The organism is Brevundimonas sp. 357, assembly GCF_003938605.1.
GTDB lineage: Bacteria > Pseudomonadota > Alphaproteobacteria > Caulobacterales > Caulobacteraceae > Brevundimonas.
Window position 1 is genome coordinate 1 of record NZ_RHWX01000004.1, and the last position, 17,274, is coordinate 17,274.

Genomic DNA, 17,274 nt, shown 5'->3' on the forward strand with positions numbered 1-17,274 from the left:
TCCGCTCCTTCCCAGCCAGGGAAATCTCAGCGGAAAACTCTAACGTCCGGTGATCCAGTTTTCGGGGAGCAGATCAACTAACCCAAGGACTCTGGTCGCCGCTGGATGAAAACTCAGGGGCACGTCAGAGGTGGTCGCTCGCGTCGCCGCCATTCTGAGACGGGTGAACCTCTCGCCGCCTCCGCCTCCGCCCGGCGGGGTGCGGATCGGACGTCTGTCGCTGGATACGGACGGTTGGCGTACGCGTTGGGATGATCTGGAGGTCTCGCTGACTCTGACCGAGTTCGGCATCGTCAAGATGCTGGCTTCGGCGCCGCGGATGGTCTTCACGCGCGACGCCATCATTGATCGCATTCACGGGCCGGGCTTCGCCTTGACGGACCGGACCATTGACAGCCACGTCCGCAACCTGCGCGCCAAGTTCGCCGCGCTAGGCGCCGCTGACGTGATCGAGACGCGTGCGGGAGTAGGCTATCAGATGGGGCCCTGTCGCGGCGGTTCGGCGTGATCGGCGACGTTGTCCGGCGAGCTCGAGCGTTCGTTCATGAGCATTGGCCGGCCCTGCGCCTGCGCACCATCCTGCTGTCGGTGCTGTTCTTTGCGGCGGTCCTGCCGGGGATCAGTGCGATCTTCCTGCGCGTCTATGAGAACACCCTGGTCCGCCAGACGGAGGCTGAACTGATCGCGCAGACCGCCGCCCTGTCTGCAGCGGCCGAGGCGTTGTGGCCGGGCGCCCTTAACGTCGCCTCGACAGAGGTCCAGCGGTCGGAGCCGGGGTATTATCGACCCGAACCGGCGGACATCGACCTGCGTTCCGATCCGGTCCTGCCGCCACGTCCGTCCGTTCGTCGCGCCCTTGGACCGCCGGATCAAGCGGCGGTGGTCGCCGCGGCGCACATGGCGCCGATTATGGAGGAGACCAGTCGGATCACCCTGGCTTCCGTCGCGCTTCTGGACCGAAACGGCGTCGTGGTGAGAGGATTGGGGAGAGGCGGATCATGGGGCGATCTACCGGAGGTGAGGACCGCCCTTTCCGGCGCCTCAGCGACCGTGTTGCGTCGTAACGACGCCTATCTGCCGCGATATCAGATGGAATGGCTCAGTCGAGCTTCGGGACTGCGTATCCATCACGCGCGGCCGGTGGTGGTGAATGGTCGGGTTGAGGGCGTGGTTCTGGCTTCGCGATCACCGCGCGCCCTGTTCAAGGGGATTTATCAGGACCGGGGCAAGATCCTGTTCGGGATCATCGCGGTCCTCGGCCTGCTCAGCGTGCTGGCGGTCGTGGTCTCGCGCGGCATCGCACGACCGATCGAGGCGCTGCGTCGCGTCGCCCGGGACGTGACCCATGGCGGGGGGGCGGTGCCGCCTCCGCCCGCGACGGCGGCGGTCGAGATTCGCGACCTCTATCAGGACTTCGGCCGTATGGCTGAGGCAGTCGATCGTCGCTCACGCTATCTGCGCGACTTCGCCGCCGCCGTCAGTCATGAATTCAAAACGCCGCTGACAGGCATCCAGGGCGCCGTCGAACTGCTTCAGGACCACGGCGACGACATGGAGGCGGAGCAGCGCCGACGCTTCCTCGACAACATCGACGCTGATGCGCGGCGTCTGTCGGACCTAGTGACGCGATTGCTGGACCTGGCGCGAGCCGACATGGCGAAGCCAGAAGCCGGGGCGGCGGTGGATGTTCGGTTGGCGGCGGCTAGGATCGCGGATGCTCTTCGAAATCGTCTGAGGATCGTCATTGATTTTCCGGACGACTTGCCCCGTGTCGCCGTACCCGAGGCCAGTCTGGAGATGGCCTTGACGATTCTGCTGGAGAACAGCCGGCAGGTCGGAGCGGGCGAGGTTGCGATCACCGCTCGTGTCGAGGACGAACAGGTCTGCCTGCGGGTAGCGGACGACGGACCCGGCGTGGCCGAGGGGGACGCCGGGCGTATCTTCGAGCCTTTTTTCACGACCCGTCGAAGCGAAGGCGGCGCAGGTCTGGGACTGTCGATTGCCCGTTCGCTTCTACGAGCCAATCATGCGGACCTGGTGTTGAAGTCCGCCTCAAAAGGAGCCGCTTTCGAACTCGTTCTGCCGTGTTCGCTTGGATGAGACCACATCTGACGGAACAGGAAACGACGCGTTTGGACGCCAAAGAAAAAAGCTGAGTTCACGCTATGTGTCGGCCGCACACTTTCAGTCCCGCTCATCCCGGTGGACGTCGAGATGAGGGGGGAGGCAGTCGCCAGCACTCAGCCTCCAATTCGGTCAAGAAAAAACGCCGGAGCTTGCGCCCCGGCGTTTCTGCATTTCGCGCTGTGCGCGGTCTTAGCCGCGCTGGGCCAGCGGGACGTAGTCGCGCTCGGTCGGGCCGGTGTACAGCTGACGCGGGCGACCGATCTTCTGCGACGGATCGGCCATCATTTCCTGCCACTGGGCGATCCAGCCCACGGTGCGCGCCAGGGCGAACAGCACGGTGAACATGGTGGTCGGGAAGCCCATGGCCGACAGGGTGATGCCCGAATAGAAGTCGACGTTCGGGAACAGCTTGCGCGAGGTAAAGTACTCGTCCTTCAGGGCGACGGCTTCCAGTTCCTTGGCGACCTGGAACAGCGGGTCGTTCTCACGGCCCGTGGCGGCCAGCACTTCATAGGCCGACTGCTGCATGACCTTCGCGCGCGGGTCGTAGTTCTTGTACACGCGGTGGCCGAAGCCCATCAGCTTGTAGCGTTTGTCCTTAACGCCCTGAATGAACTCAGGAATGCGGTCCGGTGTGCCGATTTCCTTCAGCATGTTCAGCGCCTCTTCGTTGGCGCCGCCGTGCGACGGGCCCCACAGGCAGGCGATGCCGGCGGCGATACAGGCGAAGGGGTTGGCGCCCGACGAGCCGGCCAGCCGGACGGTCGAGGTCGAGGCGTTCTGCTCGTGGTCGGCGTGCAGGATGAAGATGCGGTCCATGGCGCGCACCAGGGCCGGGTCGACGTGATAATCCTCGGCCGGCACGGCGAAGCACATGCGCAGGAAGTTCTCGGCGTACGACAGGTCGTTGCGCGGCGAGATGAAGGGCTGGCCGATGTGGTACTTGTACGCACGAGCCGCGATCGTCGGCATCTTGGCGATCAGGCGGATGGCCGAGATGTTGCGCTGGACCGGATCATGGATGTCCAGGCTGTCGTGATAGAAGGCCGACAGGGCGCCGACGGTGCCGACCATGATCGCCATCGGGTGGGCGTCGCGGCGGAAGCCTTCGAAGAAGCGGTCGAACTGGGCGTGCAGCATGGTGTGGCGCGTGACGCTCTGCTCGAACTCTTCGAACTCGGCGGCGTTCGGCAGTTCGCCGTGCAGCAGCAGGTGGCAGACTTCCAGGAAGTTGGACTTGGAGGCCAGTTGATCGATGGGGTAGCCGCGATGCAGCAGCACGCCTTCATCGCCGTCGATATAGGTCAGGCCCGATTCGCAGGCCGCCGTGGAGGTGAAGCCGGGATCGAAGGTGAAGGCGCCGGTGCCGCCGTACAGCTTGCGGATGTCGATGACGTCCGGGCCGGTCGAGCCGGAGAGGACGGGGAGCTCAATGGACTTGTCCTGGTAGGACAGGGTCGCCGAGCCGGCGGGTTTCGCTTGTTCAGTCATCTAGGCCCCTTGTTCTTCTTTCGACCGGCGCGCGGGGAGGCGGACGGCCTGAGTTGGTTATGGGTGATCACTTAGTCTGTTGCAGCGCATCATCCAAGCGTCCGAGACTTTCGTCGCGCCCGAGAGCGCAGAGAGTGCGTGCGATATCTGGCGACGTCGAGCCGCCCGTCAAGGCGGCGCGCATGGAAGGCCCGATTTTTCCGAAACCTACGCCTTCTTCTTCGGCGAAAACCTTAAGCTCGGCTTCCAGAGCAAAGACGTCCCAGCTCTGGAAAAGACCCAGTCGTTCACGCAGTCGTGAAATTCGCTGGCCGCCTTCGCCTTGCAGCAAACCGGCCGATTTCTCGTTTAAGGCGAGCGGACGCGCCTGCAACACGAATGCCGTCTGATCGGCCAGTTCGGGGATGGTTTTGGCGCGATCCTTGACGAAGGGCATGGCGCGAAGAAGCCGTTCCTCGTCGTCCGGCTGCAACGTGCGGCCGCGCGCCAGATGGGCGTCCAGGGTCAGCTTGGCCAGGCGATCGTCGTCCGCCAGACGCAGCCAGTGGGCGTTGACGTGGGCCAGCTTGTCGAAGTCCAGGCGGGCAGGGGCCTTGTTGACGCCGGTCAGGTCGAACCAGGCCAGGGCCTGCTCGTCGCTGAAAAGTTCGTCATCGCCATGCGCCCAGCCCAGGCGGGCCAGATAGTTGCGCATGGCCTCGGGCAGATAGCCCATGTCGGCATACTCGTGCACCGCCTGGGCGCCGTGGCGCTTGGACAGCTTGGCGCCGTCCGGGCCATGAATCAGGGGGATGTGGGCGAAGGTCGGCCGCGTCCAGCCCAGGGCGTCATAGATCAGGCTCTGACGGGCGGCGTTGTTCAGATGGTCGTCGCCGCGGATGACGTGGGTCACGCCCATGTCGTGGTCGTCCACCACCACGGCCAAGTTATAGGTCGGCGCCCCGTCCGAGCGCAGGATGACCAGGTCGTCCAGCGACGCCGAGTCCCAGCGCACGGCTCCCTGCACGGCGTCATCGACCGCGACGGCCTGATCCAGCGGGCGGCGGAAGCGCACTGTGTGCGGCTTGGCCAGATCGTCGACGCTCGGTTCGCGATCGCGCCAGGGCGAGACGAAGTCGCGGCCCTCGGCCTTGGCCTGGTCGCGCAGGGCCGTCGTCTCGTCGGCGGTCAGGAAGTCGCGATAGGCGTGGCCGGTCGCCAGCAGTTCATTGACCACATCGCGGTGACGGTCGGCGCGAGCGAACTGGAAGACCGGTTCTTCGTCGCCGAACAGTTCGAGCCAGGACAGGCCGTCGAAGATGGCCTTCACCGCCTCGTCGGTCGAACGCTCGCGGTCGGTGTCCTCGATGCGGATCAGGAATTTGCCGCCGCGCCCCTTGGCGTACAGCCAGTTGAATAACGCAGTTCTCGCCCCGCCGATATGCAGGTAGCCTGTGGGCGAGGGAGCGAAGCGGGTGACGACGGTCGAGGAAGGGGAGGTCATAGAGGCAGGGTCCATAGGGCAGGGTCTTATACGCCCGCCCGTGGGGAAGCGAACCCTTGTGGCCCGGTTATTTGACAGTCTTCGCCATGACGTGCGGGCGCAGGCGGATCGCTGGCCCCTGTGGTCGTCCGTCTGTTTCGGCGCAGGGTGCGCGGCCTACTTTGCGCTGAAGGATGAACCTGCGACGTGGCCGCTGGCGACGGCGACCACGGTCTTGTTCGGAGCCTGGTTCGTCGGGCGGGCGCGGGGGCTGCCACGCGCGGCGACCCTGATGCTGTTGATGCTGGCGTGCTTCGGCGGCGGCTTGGCGGTCGCCAAGCTGAGGGCCGAGGCCGTGGCGGCGCCGATCGCACCCGCCGACATGAAGCCTACGCAGCTTGAGGGCTGGGTCATGGACGTGGATTCGCCCGGCCGGAACGGCGCGCGCGTCGTCGTGGCGCCGGTGCGCGTGCGTGGTCTGGCGCCTGAGGCGACGCCCGAGCGATTGCGCGTGACGGTGAAAGGGACGCCGCCGCCGCCCGGCGCGGCGATCCGCGTCTTCGGCATCCTGAACCCGCCGCCGCCTCCGGCCAGTCCTGGCGCCTATGACTTCGGCCGCAACGCCTATTTTCAGGGTATGGGCGGGACGCTGTTCGCTTTGGGTCCGACGCGCACCGCCGATCTGACGCCGCCGCCCTGGCGGATGCGGATGGCGATGAAGGTCAACGCCGTGCGCTACGCTCTGGCCGAGCGGATCGTGGCGCGCCTGGGCGAGCGCACCGGCGGGGTGGCGGCGGCCATGACCACGGGGCACGAGACCTGGATCCAGAGCCCGGACCTGGACGCCATGCGGGATTCGGGACTGGCGCACATCCTGTCGATCTCGGGCCTGCACATGGCGGTCGTGGGAGGCTTCGTCTTCTTCGCCGTGCGCCTGCTGGTCGCGGCCTGGCCGTGGCTGGCGTTGCGCGTGTCGGGCAAGAAGGTTGCGGCGATCGCAGGCCTGATCGCGGTCGGGACGTATCTGGTGATTTCGGGGGCGCCGCCGCCGGCCGAGCGGGCGGCGGTCACGGCCTCCATCGCCTTTCTGGCCGTGTTGGCGGACCGGCAGGCGGTGACGATGCGGGCGCTGGCGGCGGCGGCCTTCGTCGTGCTGTTGCTGCGGCCAGAAGCCGTCGTGACGCCGGGGTTCCAGATGTCCTTTGCGGCGACGGCGGCCCTGGTCGCCCTGGTCGAGGTCTGGCCGCGCCGCATCCGAGAGTTCGCCGCACCTTGGCCCATCGTCGCCGTGCAGCGGTTCGGCAGCTGGCTGTTGGCCGCCTGCGCCGCCAGCCTGGTGGCGGGCATGGCGACGGGACCGTTCGCCATGCAGCATTTCAACCGCACGGCCGTCTATGGACTGATCGCCAATCTGGCGACGGCGCCGTTGGCGGATTTCGTCATGATGCCCGCGCTTGCGCTGGGCGCGGCGCTGGAGCCGCTGGGCCTGGGCGCGCCCTTCCTTTGGCTGGCGGGCAAGTCGGTGGATGTCATGCTGGCGATCGGCCATTGGGCGGCGGGTCTGCCCGGCGCGGTTCAGGCGATCCCCAGCGCCCCGGCGGCGGCCCTGCCGGTCGCCTTCCTGGGCATATTGTTCATGTGTCTGTGGCGCGGGCGGTGGCGCTGGCTGGGCCTGCCGTTCGCGGCGGCTGTGCTGATCTGGCCGCGCCCGACGCCGCCGGATGTCTGGATCGGCGACGGCGGGGCGAATGCGGCGTATCGGCAGGCGGAGCAGGCGGTTGTCATGCGGCCTGCGGTGCGCCAGTTCGCCAGCGATCTGTGGTCCCGCCGACGAGGGCTGGAGGCGGTCGGGCGACCGGGCGAAGGCTGGACCTGCAAGCGGTCCTTCTGCGCGCCGCAGGACGAGGAAGGCGCGCTGGCGCTGTGGTGGGGCAAGGCGTCGCCTAGCGAGGCGCAGATGGATCAGATGTGCCGCAGTGCTGAGGTGGTCAGCATAAGGGCCGTGATCGCGGTCCTGCCGCCGTCATGCGAGGGGCGGCTGGTGCTGGACGGCGCGGATCATGCGCGCGGCGGTTCAGTGGAGCTTTGGCGCGATGAAGCCGGCGGCTGGCGCGCCCTGTGGGCGGCGGAGGTGCGGGGAAGGCGGCCGTGGAGCGGAGCTCACTCCTAACCGCTCATCCCGGCGGACGCCGGGATCCAGTAAGAGATACACGCGCTATCGCTGGCCAGATGAGGTCAGAGGACAGGCAAACTTCCAGACAGCACCGCTTAAAGCCAAAGCACTGGATCCCGGCGTCCGCTGGGACGAGCGGAGATGGGGGAGGGCCCCTCAGTGATAGCGGCGCAGCAGCCCGACCAGCTTGCCCTGAACCTCGACCTGATCGGGGCCGAAGATGCGGGTCTCATAGGCGCTGTTGGCGGGCTCCAGCGCGATGGATTGGCCTTTCTTGCGCAGGCGCTTCAGCGTGGCTTCCTCGCCCTCGACCAGGGCGACGACGATCTCGCCCGAGGAGGCGTTCTCCACCCGTTTGATGATGACGGTGTCGCCGTCGAGGATGCCGGCCTCGATCATGGAGTCGCCCTCGATTTCGAGCAGGTAGTGCTCGCCCGCACCCAGCATGGCTTCGGGGACGGGCAGGCGCTCGCGCTCGTGCTGGATGGCGGCGATGGGGGTGCCGGCGGCGATCTTGCCCAGCAGGGGCAGGTCGCGGACGTCGTTGGCGGCCTCGGCGACGGCGGGGCGAGGGTTCAGGCCGCCGCCCTGGATCACGTCGGGCTTGAAAGGCGCGCGGCCCTTGGCCGGGGCGGCGGTCGTCGCCTGTTCCGGCAACTTCACCACCTCCAGCGCGCGGGCGCGGTGGGCGAGGCGGCGGATGAAGCCGCGTTCCTCCAGCGCCGTGATCAGGCGGTGGATGCCCGACTTGGACGCCAGGTCCAGCGCCTCCTTCATCTCGTCGAAGGATGGCGAAACGCCTGTCTCCCGGATGCGCTCATGAATGAACATCAGGAGTTCGTGCTGTTTCTTCGTGAGCATGGCGCAGAATCCAGAACAAGGCGTGAACCGTTGATGATGTTCTGTAAGTGTTCTGGTTAAAAGTCAACTAACGCCACGCTGAACCCCCGCGCCCGCCGCATGACGGGCGCGGGGCCGGGTCTTATTGCGCCGGAGCGGCCGGCGCGCCGTCCTTGTAGCGCGCGAACCATTCGATCATGGCGTTCATGCGGGCGGCGTTCTGGGACGGGCGGACGGCCAGGCTGTGGCCGACGCCGGGGATCTTCACCAGGGCCGTGGGCACGCCTCGCAGTTGCAGAGCGGTGTAGTACTGCTCCGACTCGCTGACCGGGGTGCGATAGTCCTCGTCGCCGACGACGACCATGGTCGGGGTCTTGACGTTGCCGACCAGCGACAGCGGCGACCGGCGCCAGTAGGCCTCCGGGTTCTCCCACGGATATTCGCCGAACCAGTAGCGGGCGAAGAAGGCCGGATTGTCGGCCGTCAGCACGAAGCTGGCCCAGTCGATGACCGGCTTCTGGACGACGGCGGCCTTGAAGCGGTCGGTCTTGCCGACGATCCAGCTGGTCAGCACGCCGCCGCCTGAACCGCCGGTGACGAACAGCTTGTTCGGGTCAGCGATCCCCTGAGCGATGACGGCGTCGACGCTGCTGATCAGATCGTCATAGTCGTTCGACGGATAGTTGTGGTGGATCAGGTTGGCGAACTCGTCCCCATAGGAGGTCGAACCGCGCGGGTTGACCGACAGCACGGCATAGCCCGCGGCGGCGAACAACTGGTTGTCCGTGGCGAAGTGCGGGCCATAGGCGGCGAAGGGGCCGCCGTGGATCTCCAGCACCAGCGGATAGCGCTGGCCCTCGACATAGTCGGCCGGCAGCGTCAGCCAGCTTTCGACCGCGCGTTGATCGTGGGAGGAGGCGACCTGGATGCGGCGCACCTCGCCCAGGCGGCGGGCGCTGAGGAAGTCGGCGTTCAGGCGGGTCAGCTGGGTGCTGCGGCCGCCCTTCAGGACGTGGACGTCGGCAGGACGCGCAGGCGTGCCGCGCGTATAGGCGATGGCCCCGTCGTCGGCCACGGTGAAGCCGCCGCCGGTGTAGGGGCGGCCGAAATCGTCGCCGGTCAGATCCTCGATCAGGGTGGTGACGGCGCCGTCCAGCGACACGCGGGCGACCTTGGTGCGGCCCTGATCGTCATAGGCGACATAGACCGAGCGGCCGTCACGGCTCCACACCGGAGACTGGACCGAGCGGTCGAGGCTCTCGGTCAGGACGCGGCTGTTCGAGCCGTCGGCGTCCATCACATAGAGGCGGGTGTTGTGATAGCCCATCCGCTTGTCGTCATAACCCAGGTAGGCGATGCGGCGGCCGTCGGGCGAGGCGACGGGGGCGTTGTCCGGCCCGGCGCGGCTGGTCAGGGCGGTCAGGCCGCCGGTCTGAACATCCAGGGCGAAGACTTCGCTGTCGGCGGCTTCGCGCTGCCAATCGGGGCGACGGTTGGCGCTGAGGTAGAGGGTGCGGGAATCGGCCGACCAAGACAGGCCGCCGCCGTGGTGGAAGTCGCCGTGCGTCAGCTGGCGCGCGCCGCCGCCCTGCGACCCGACGACGAAGACGTGGCGGAAGCCCGGCTTCAGATAGCCCTGGCCGTCGGAGCGGTAGGAGACGCTGTCGATGATCTCCAGCGGCGGGGCCCACTGGGCGCCCTCGGGCTTGGCCAGGGGCGAGCCGATCTTGGGCTTCTCGCCAGGGACCAGGACGGAATAGGCCAACTGCTCGCCGTTGGGCGACCAACTGACGCTGGACGGGGTGTTGGGCAGGTTGGTGACGCGGACCGATTCGCCCGACGCCATCCAGCGCACGAACAACTGCGACGCGCCGCCCTCGGCGCTGGAGATGTAGGACAGGCGCGTACCATCCGGCGACCAGCGCGGCTGGCGATGCGACCCGGCCGAGGCGACCAGGGGCGAATGGCGGCCGGTTTTCACGTCGATCAACCAGATGGTCGGGCGCATCCGGTCGGTCATGATGTCGGCGGTCTGGCGGACATAGGCGATCTGCCCGCCGTCCGGGCTGATCTGGGCGTCGGAGGCGACCTCCATGCCGAACAGGTCTTGCGCGGTGAACAGGCCGCGGTCGGCGGTCGGCAGGCTGGGCGCGGCGGCCGTCTGGACGGCGGTTTGCGCCATCGCGGGCGCGTGGGCGCTGAGGATCAGGGCGCAGGCCGCCCAGGCGAACTTGTTCATATGAAACCCCCTCTGGTTGAGAGGGATCATAGAAAGGCCCGAGTGCGCCACAAGACATGGAAAGGGCCGCCGGAACGAATCCGGCGGCCCATTTTCATTCGGGTTCCGAAGAAAAGTCAGAACTTGAAGCTGGCCCGCAGCAACAGGGTGTAGCGGACGTAGTCTTCCAACAGCTCGGCGTCGCCGGTGATGGCCAGCATGCCCAGGTCGTTGCCGACATTCAGACGGAAGCCCAGGATCGGGCCGCCGCCCTCGATGCTGGCGGGATCCAGGGTGAAGGAGTCGCCGCCCGAGGCGAAGCGGGCGATGGTCTTGCCTGCATCGACAGAGAAGTTCTGGCGCCAGCCGACGCGCAGCTCCGGACGAATCCAGCCGTCTTTGCCGAAACCGTAGCCGATGTTGACGGCGGCCACGCCCGAGAACAGATGGCCGTCGCGCTCGTCGATCTTCAGGTCGAAACCGTCGCCGCCGCCTTCTTCGGTGCGAGCGTCTTCGCTCAACGAGAAATACTCGACATAGACTTCGGGACGGACGTTCACCCGGCCGAAGTGGCGTTCGTACGAGGCGCCCCCGGCTGCGGCGAGGGTGAAGCCGTTCCAGTCGGATTCGTTCTTCAGGTTGACGCCGTCGGCGACCAGCTTGCGCGTGGCGCTGAAGGAAGCGTAACCGCCGGCGGCACGCGCCCATGTGGTCCAGTACTGACCCTGGGCGCGCCAGTAGAGACCGAGTTCCAGCAGATTGGCCGACAGCACTTCCTCAGCCGCCGATTCCGGGTCTTCCAGATCCGACGAGGTGAAGGCCGCCGTCAGACCGAAAGCGCCCATGTTGGTGCCGCGCTCGACGCCGCCCGCGAGGCCGAAGCCTTCCGAACGGAAGCCGTAGGTGTCGGTCTTGTCCTTGTCGGCGTAGAAGTTGATCTCCTGCACCCAGGCGCTGGTTTCGCCCGGCGCGGCGGCGGCGTTACGGCCGGTCAGGGCGCGGGTCACGGCGTCCACGCCGCTGGCCAGGGACAGCAGCGGGCCGCCCGAATGCTCGGGCAGCAATTGCTGGTAGATGTTGAAGAAGCCGTCGCGGTCCGTCTGGTTCAGCATGGCGGCGCGGATGACTTCATTGTCAGCCAGGCCAGCGTACAGAACGTCATAGGCCGATGCTTCGGCCTTGATCATGCCAGCCTCTTCGGCCGTACGCTTGCGCGCATCGACGGTCAGCTTTCCTGCAGCCTCATCGACGTTCGCGCTGACGACGAAGGCGTAGGGCGAGTTGGACTGCAAGGCGGCCTGGTCGATGTCGCCGACGTTCAGGTCGCCGGCCTCGATAATGGTGAAGGAGGTCGGATCCTGGATCAGAGAGTTGAACCGCACGCCGAGACCGGCGCCGTCGGCTAGATCGGCCGAGCCGCTGACCTTGAAGCCGCCAGAAGCCTGGTTGGCGGGGTCCAAGGTCACGATCAGATTGCCGTCAGCGCCGACGTTCAGGTCGCTGACCTGAAGTTGGCCCGTGTGGCGGGCGTCGAGCGTGCCCTTGGAGATATCAATGTCCAGCTGGCCGTCGCCGTTGGACAGCTTGCCAGTCACGACGGCGCCGCCGCTGATCGACAGGCGGTCGGCGCCCGTACCGAAGGAGATGTCGCCGTTGATCGTACCGTTGCGGATGTCCAGCACGTCTGCGCCTGAGCCGAGGCGGATGTCGCCGATGATGGCTGGTTCATTGGCGTCCGGAACACCGTCCTTGTCTGCGTCAGGCAGTTTGTGGTCCGGGATTACTGTCCCGTCCTGCACAAGGTTGACGCCGGTCATGTTGGCGCTGACGTCTACAGCGATGGCGGAGCCGGTACGCTCGACATCCTTTTCGGGCGTGATGGCGGCGACGATCCGACCGGTGTTGTTGATCGACGACAGCGTGCCCGACTCGTCGCGGATCGCCACGGCGTTGCCTTTGGAGCCGTTAAGGCCGACGGCGAGGGTGCCCGAATTCGAGAGCGAAGCGACATTGGCGCCGCTTTGAATCAGAACGCCTGTAGCGGTGTCTGCGTCGGAACTGGTGACGGCGCTCTGAATGGCGCCCGTGTTGATGATCGTGGGAAGCGACGCGCCGCTGCCGACAAGCACTGTGCTGCTGTTAGCCGACAGGGCGGACGAGCCGATAGTTCCTTCGTTGCGGAAGCCGCCGGCGATGTTCACGGCTTGCCCCGTGCCGCCGATCTGCACGGCCTTGGCGTCCACGTCCTTATAGACCCCCGACGCCTCGATGGCGCCTCGGTTGATGAGGCCATAGGCGGAATTGCCCGTGCCGACTTCGCCGAGGGTGATGGCGCTGTCCGTGGATCCTACGAGGACGGCGGCCGCGCCGCCGAAGGAGCGGATGCTGGCCGTCGTTTCCTGGGCGTCCAGAATGCCGTCGCCGTCACGGTCGGTGTCTTCGCGATTCTTTTTGCCGTCGCCGTCGTCGTCCTCATCACCGTTCTTGACGCCGTCGCCGTCGTCATCGCCATCGATGCCGCCGGAGCCATACGAAGGTGCGGTGTCGAAGACGACGCCCTTGCCTACATCGCCTGCGATGCGCACGGCGGGACCGCCCTGCAGCAGGTCGTCCGCGTCGAGGTTTTCGAGATAGGTCTGGCCTTCACGCGGCTCGCCTGTCGCCGGTTTCGAAGGCGGCGGGACGGTATAGCGATAGCCGGTAGCGGTTACGGCGCCTTGAATCTTGACCCCGCCGCCGACGGCTCCGTCGATAGCTACGCCGGTCGCATTCTCACCGACAGCACTGACCGCGCCCAGCAAGGTTACATCGCCGCTGACGTCCCCCGTGGTTCGCACGCCATAGGTGTTGTTGCCGATGGCCGTGATCTGGCCCTGGCTTATGATGTTGCCGGTGAGGGGCGCTTCAACGGACAGGCCGTAGGAGTTGTTGCCCTCGACCCGGATGGAACCGGAATTCTCGATCGTGATGTTGCCGACGAGCGGCGACGAACCGGCGACTCGCACGCCGTAGCGGCCAGTTCCATCCGCAAAGGGACCATCCAGGTCCCCGTCCTTGTCGTCGTCCTTATATTCCTCGATCGAGTCGGTGATGTTGATGGCGCCGCCGATGGTGACGTTGCCGGTGTTGCCGCCGTTGACCAGCACGCCCGTGGCGCCGTCGGCGGCTTTCAGCATGTCGATCTTGGAGCCGGCGTCGAGATCGACGCTGTTGCTCGAATCCAGCGTCACCGCCGCACCAGACGTTACCGTGATCGAGCCGCCGTTGGCGATCCGCACGTCGTCGCGCGCGCCATTGTTGGCGGTGGATGTGCTGATCGGCGTGGTGCGGCCGTTCGAGATGACCTGTTCGGCCTGAGCGCCGGCCGCAACCATCAGGGGAGCGATCGCTACAGCGGTCGCGAGCAGAATACGCATTCGTAGGAAACCCCTCGTGGTCGCACGCGCAAGGATTGAGGCGCCCCTCCTAACAGGGTCCGCACCCGCACGCCCCAAGTTTCTTGAATTTGGGGCGAATGCAAGGCCTGGCGTAGGGGGACGAAGCTGAACGCCAGATGAAAACACGGGTTTCACGCCAGTGAAAGCTGGACCTTTCGTGCTTCTCACTTGAGCGTTCTCGGCGACGAATGTAGGGCGGAAAATCTGCAGGGCGCTGATTTCCAACGTTCCGCATCCAAAGTCGGAGCCTTGGCGTTAGCGTGAAGAAGTTCAACGAAAAGGTTTCCGGCATGAGCGCCAGCCCCATCGACGTTCAGGAAAGCGAACTGCGGCTGTTTCCTGGCCTGGACGACGAAGTGGCGGCGACTCTCCGGGCGCTGAAGGCTTCTGCGGCTGGGGAGCGGCCGAGATTGGTGGACACCACCATGCTGTTTGCGCCCCGTTCGGGCGGGGTGAAACGTTATCTGTTGTCCAAGAAGGCCTGGCTCGCGGACCATCGCCCGGATGTGGCGCACAGCCTGGTGGTGCCCGGGGCGGGCTACAAGGCAAGCTTGGACGGAATCGTCCGGTTGCAGGCCGCTAAGCTGCCGTTCGGCGACGGCTATCGCTGGCCCAGTTCGGTGCGCCGATGGGGCGCCTGGGTGTCGTCGCTTAACCCCACCCTGATCGAAGCGGGCGATCCCTATACGCCGGGCCAGGGCGCGCTGGAGGCGGGCCAGAGGGTCGGCTGCCCCGTCGTCGGCTTTTGCCACTCGGATCCGGCGGCGCTGGCGGCGCTGCATTTCGGAGAATGGGCCAAGAAGCCGGTCGAAAAGCGTTGGGCCAAGCTGTTCTCGCAATTCGACCGAGTCGTCTCGCCCAGCCGTTTCATCGCTCAGCGTCTGGAAGAGGCGGGCGTGGGCGGCATTGTGATTCGTCCGCTAGGCGTCGAGGTCGACACCTTCCATCCGGATCGTCGGGATCGCGACTGGCTGTTGAAGAAGCTGGGTCTGGGCGCCGACGCCCGCCTGCTGTGCTTCGCCGGCCGACCGGCCAAGGAGAAGAACGTCGGCGTCCTGATCGATGCGGTGCAGCGTCTGGGCGCGCCCTATCATCTGGTGCTGGTCGGCGCGGGGGCGGGGATGCCGCCCGAGGATCGGGTCATCTCCCTGCCGTATGAGAAGGATCCCCGCGCCGTGGCCCGCATCATCGCCAGCTGCGACGCCTTCGTGCACGCCAACGACAAGGAGCCGTTCGGGCTGATCGTGCTGGAGGCCATGGCCTGCGGCCGGGCCGTGGTCGGCGTCAACGCGGGCGGCGTGGCCGAGACGGTCGACGAGAGCGTGGGCCAACTGGCCGCCTCGGCCGATCCGGTCGATTACGCCGAGGCGATCGAGGCCCTGTTCGCGCGCGACGTGGAGGCTCTGGGTCAGGCGGCGCGGGTCAAGGCGGTCGAACAGTTCGCCTGGAGCCGGGTGTTCGAGGATCTGACCATGCTCTACGGCGAACTGACCGGAAAGGCGGAGTTCGTCACGCCGCAAGAGGCGTTGCCGATCAACTAGGCGTCTGCGCTGTCACCGCCCTCGGGCTCGTCCCGAGGGCTTAAGGCCGGACACGGCGGAACAGACGCGCGAAAGCTGCGTCTGCGATCAATCTCGATTTTCTGAGAGATGGAGAGGGAAGGGCGGTGCGCCACTCCCTCAGATCCCTGAGAGGAGTGGCGCGAGTGACGGGGCTCGAACCCGCGACCTCCGGCGTGACAGGCCGGCACTCTAACCAACTGAGCTACACCCGCGTTCCCATCCGAAGCGACTGTGCGCCCCGGCGAGGGGCGTCGTTTAGGCGGGGCCGCGTCGCACGTCAAGCGACGCGGCTGTGGATAAATCAAATCATCTTGCCGAGGGCGTAGCGGCGGCTTGAGGCGGGGCTGTGGGACCGGCGATTCCGCCGTCCGCAGGCAACTGCGACGCCGTGGCGGGCGGCGGCGGTTCGTAGTGCACGCCCACGCCCGGCCCCAGCGGCAGGTCCAGCGCCACCCAGGTCGCCACCATGATCAGACCGGCGACCAGGAAGGCTCCGGCGTAGGGCAGCATGGTCGCCATCAACGAGCCCAGGCCGAACCTGGGATCCCAACGCTGGGCGAAGGTCAGGATCAGCGGGAAGTAGCTCATCAGCGGCGTGGCGATGTTGGTGACGGAATCGCCCATGCGATAGGCGGCGGTCGTCATCTCGGGGCTGATGCCCAACAGCATGAACATGGGCACGACGATGGGCGCCAGGGCCGACCACTTGGCCGAGGCCGAACCGATGAACAGGTCGAAGACGCAGGACACCAGCACCACCACGATCAGCAGCAGCGGCGTGGGCAGGGCCAGTTCGCGCAGGGAGGCCGCTGCGTTGACCGCCAGGATCGGCCCCAGGCCCGACCAGTTGAACATGGCGACGAAGTGGGCGGCGAAGAAGGCCAGGACGATATAGGGGGCCAGTTGGCTGATCCCCTCGCGCATCATGCGGACCAGGTCGTGGTGGGTCTTGATCGAGCCGGAACCTGCGCCGAAGGCCGCGCCCGCCATGAAGAAGGTCAGGGCGAAGAAGGCGACCAGAGAACGATACAGAGGGTTGTAGCGTTGCGCCGGTTCGGCGTCGGCGTCGACGAAGGGCGAGCCGGGCAGGAAGGTCACGGTCGCCCAGACGGCGATCATGGCCAGGATGGTCAGGCCCGCCCAGGCCAGTCCGCGCTTCTCGGCGGCGGTGAGGGGCGTCTTCTCCTCGGCGGCGATCGGGGCGGCGTTATGCGGTACCCAGGGGCCCAGGCGCGGCTCGATCACCCGGTCGGTCAGGAACCAGACGATGGGGGTGAAGACGATCACCACTCCGACGATGAAGAACCAGTTGCCCGCGATGCTGACGGCGTAGGACGGGTCGATCAGGTGGGCGGCGGGCTCGGTGATGCCCAGGATCAGAGCGTCGCTGGCGCCGGGGAACAGATTGCCCGCATAGCCGCCTGAGACAGCGGCGAAGCCGGCGGCCAGGCCGGCCAGGGGGTGGCGCCCCGCCGCGGCGAAGATCACGGCCGCCAGCGGAATCACCACGACATAGGAGGCGTCCGAGGCGTGGTGGGACACCATGCCCGTCACCACCACGATCGGCGTCAGGATGAAGCGCGGCGCGTTCAGCAGGGCGCCGCGGATGGCCGTCGAGAACAGGCCCGTCCGTTCGGCTACCGAGGCGCCGTAGATGATGGTGATGACGATCCCCAGCGGCGGGAAGTCGGCCAGGGTGCGCGGCATGCCGATGAACAGCCGTTCGAGGTTGGCGGGGGAAAGGAGGCTCTGCGCCTGCAGCACCTCTCCCGTCACCGGGTTGACCGCCGACCAGCCCAGCCCTGCGCCGACCAGGCTGAGGGCCACAAGGCCAAGGATCAGCCATAGGAATAGGAAGACGGGATCTGGCAGCCGATTGCCGATGCGTTCGATGGAGTTCAGCAGGCGGGCGGCCAGGTTCATACGCAAGCTCTCGGCTATATTGGAGGCGGTGACGCATTTCG

Annotated in this window: 10 protein-coding genes and 1 tRNA gene; 4 read left to right on the forward strand and 7 right to left on the reverse strand. The window is 66.7% G+C overall.

Annotated features, from left to right (window positions below):
- Nucleotides 1-130: 130 nt before the first annotated feature.
- Together EGK63_RS04535 and EGK63_RS04540 are read left to right on the forward strand one after the other, a co-directional pair.
- On the forward strand, nt 131-508 hold the full coding sequence (locus tag EGK63_RS04535) for a response regulator transcription factor (protein WP_243637575.1): 378 nt from the start codon (nt 131-133) through the stop codon (nt 506-508).
- Nucleotides 505-2,100: a HAMP domain-containing sensor histidine kinase gene (locus EGK63_RS04540; RefSeq protein WP_125900133.1), complete on the forward strand. Its 1,596-nt coding sequence runs from the start codon at nt 505-507 to the stop codon at nt 2,098-2,100. Before EGK63_RS04535 ends, EGK63_RS04540 begins: the two co-directional genes overlap by 4 nt.
- A gap of 216 nt (nt 2,101-2,316) precedes the next feature.
- On the opposite strand, the gene gltA is transcribed toward EGK63_RS04540, so the two are convergent.
- Together gltA and gltX are read right to left on the reverse strand one after the other, a co-directional pair.
- Nucleotides 2,317-3,618: a citrate synthase gene (gene gltA / locus EGK63_RS04545; protein ID WP_125900134.1), complete on the reverse strand. Its 1,302-nt coding sequence runs from the start codon at nt 3,616-3,618 to the stop codon at nt 2,317-2,319.
- A 67-nt stretch (nt 3,619-3,685) separates the two neighbouring features.
- Nucleotides 3,686-5,101 (reverse strand): glutamate--tRNA ligase, encoded by a 1,416-nt coding sequence (gene gltX / locus EGK63_RS04550; protein ID WP_125900135.1) that lies wholly within the window; start codon nt 5,099-5,101, stop codon nt 3,686-3,688.
- A 58-nt stretch (nt 5,102-5,159) separates the two neighbouring features.
- On the opposite strand from gltX, the gene EGK63_RS04555 reads away from it, so the two are divergent.
- The gene (locus EGK63_RS04555) at nt 5,160-7,250 is read left to right on the forward strand and encodes a ComEC/Rec2 family competence protein (RefSeq protein WP_125900136.1); all 2,091 of its coding nucleotides are present in this window, start codon (nt 5,160-5,162) and stop codon (nt 7,248-7,250) included.
- 159 nt (nt 7,251-7,409) lie between these two features.
- Here EGK63_RS04555 and lexA read toward each other — a convergent pair whose 3' ends face one another.
- The 3 genes from lexA to EGK63_RS04570 all read right to left on the reverse strand — a co-directional run bounded on the left by lexA (nt 7,410) and on the right by EGK63_RS04570 (nt 13,727).
- Nucleotides 7,410-8,114 carry a transcriptional repressor LexA gene (lexA, locus tag EGK63_RS04560; RefSeq protein ID WP_003164579.1) on the reverse strand — a complete coding sequence of 235 codons (705 nt, stop codon included), beginning with the start codon at nt 8,112-8,114 and terminating at the stop codon, nt 7,410-7,412.
- A gap of 121 nt (nt 8,115-8,235) precedes the next feature.
- Nucleotides 8,236-10,332, reverse strand: a complete 2,097-nt coding sequence (locus EGK63_RS04565) for a S9 family peptidase (RefSeq protein ID WP_125900137.1) — start codon at nt 10,330-10,332, stop codon at nt 8,236-8,238.
- Between the two features lie 116 nt (nt 10,333-10,448).
- Nucleotides 10,449-13,727 carry an autotransporter domain-containing protein gene (locus tag EGK63_RS04570; RefSeq protein WP_125900138.1) on the reverse strand — a complete coding sequence of 1,093 codons (3,279 nt, stop codon included), beginning with the start codon at nt 13,725-13,727 and terminating at the stop codon, nt 10,449-10,451.
- A 311-nt stretch (nt 13,728-14,038) separates the two neighbouring features.
- On the opposite strand from EGK63_RS04570, the gene EGK63_RS04575 reads away from it, so the two are divergent.
- Nucleotides 14,039-15,289: a glycosyltransferase gene (locus EGK63_RS04575; protein WP_125900312.1), complete on the forward strand. Its 1,251-nt coding sequence runs from the start codon at nt 14,039-14,041 to the stop codon at nt 15,287-15,289.
- Between the two features lie 156 nt (nt 15,290-15,445).
- Here the strand turns inward: EGK63_RS04575 and EGK63_RS04580 are convergent.
- Nucleotides 15,446-15,522 (reverse strand) — tRNA-Asp (locus EGK63_RS04580).
- A gap of 94 nt (nt 15,523-15,616) precedes the next feature.
- The gene (locus EGK63_RS04585) at nt 15,617-17,233 is read right to left on the reverse strand and encodes an AbgT family transporter (protein ID WP_125900313.1); all 1,617 of its coding nucleotides are present in this window, start codon (nt 17,231-17,233) and stop codon (nt 15,617-15,619) included.
- Nucleotides 17,234-17,274 lie beyond the last annotated feature (41 nt).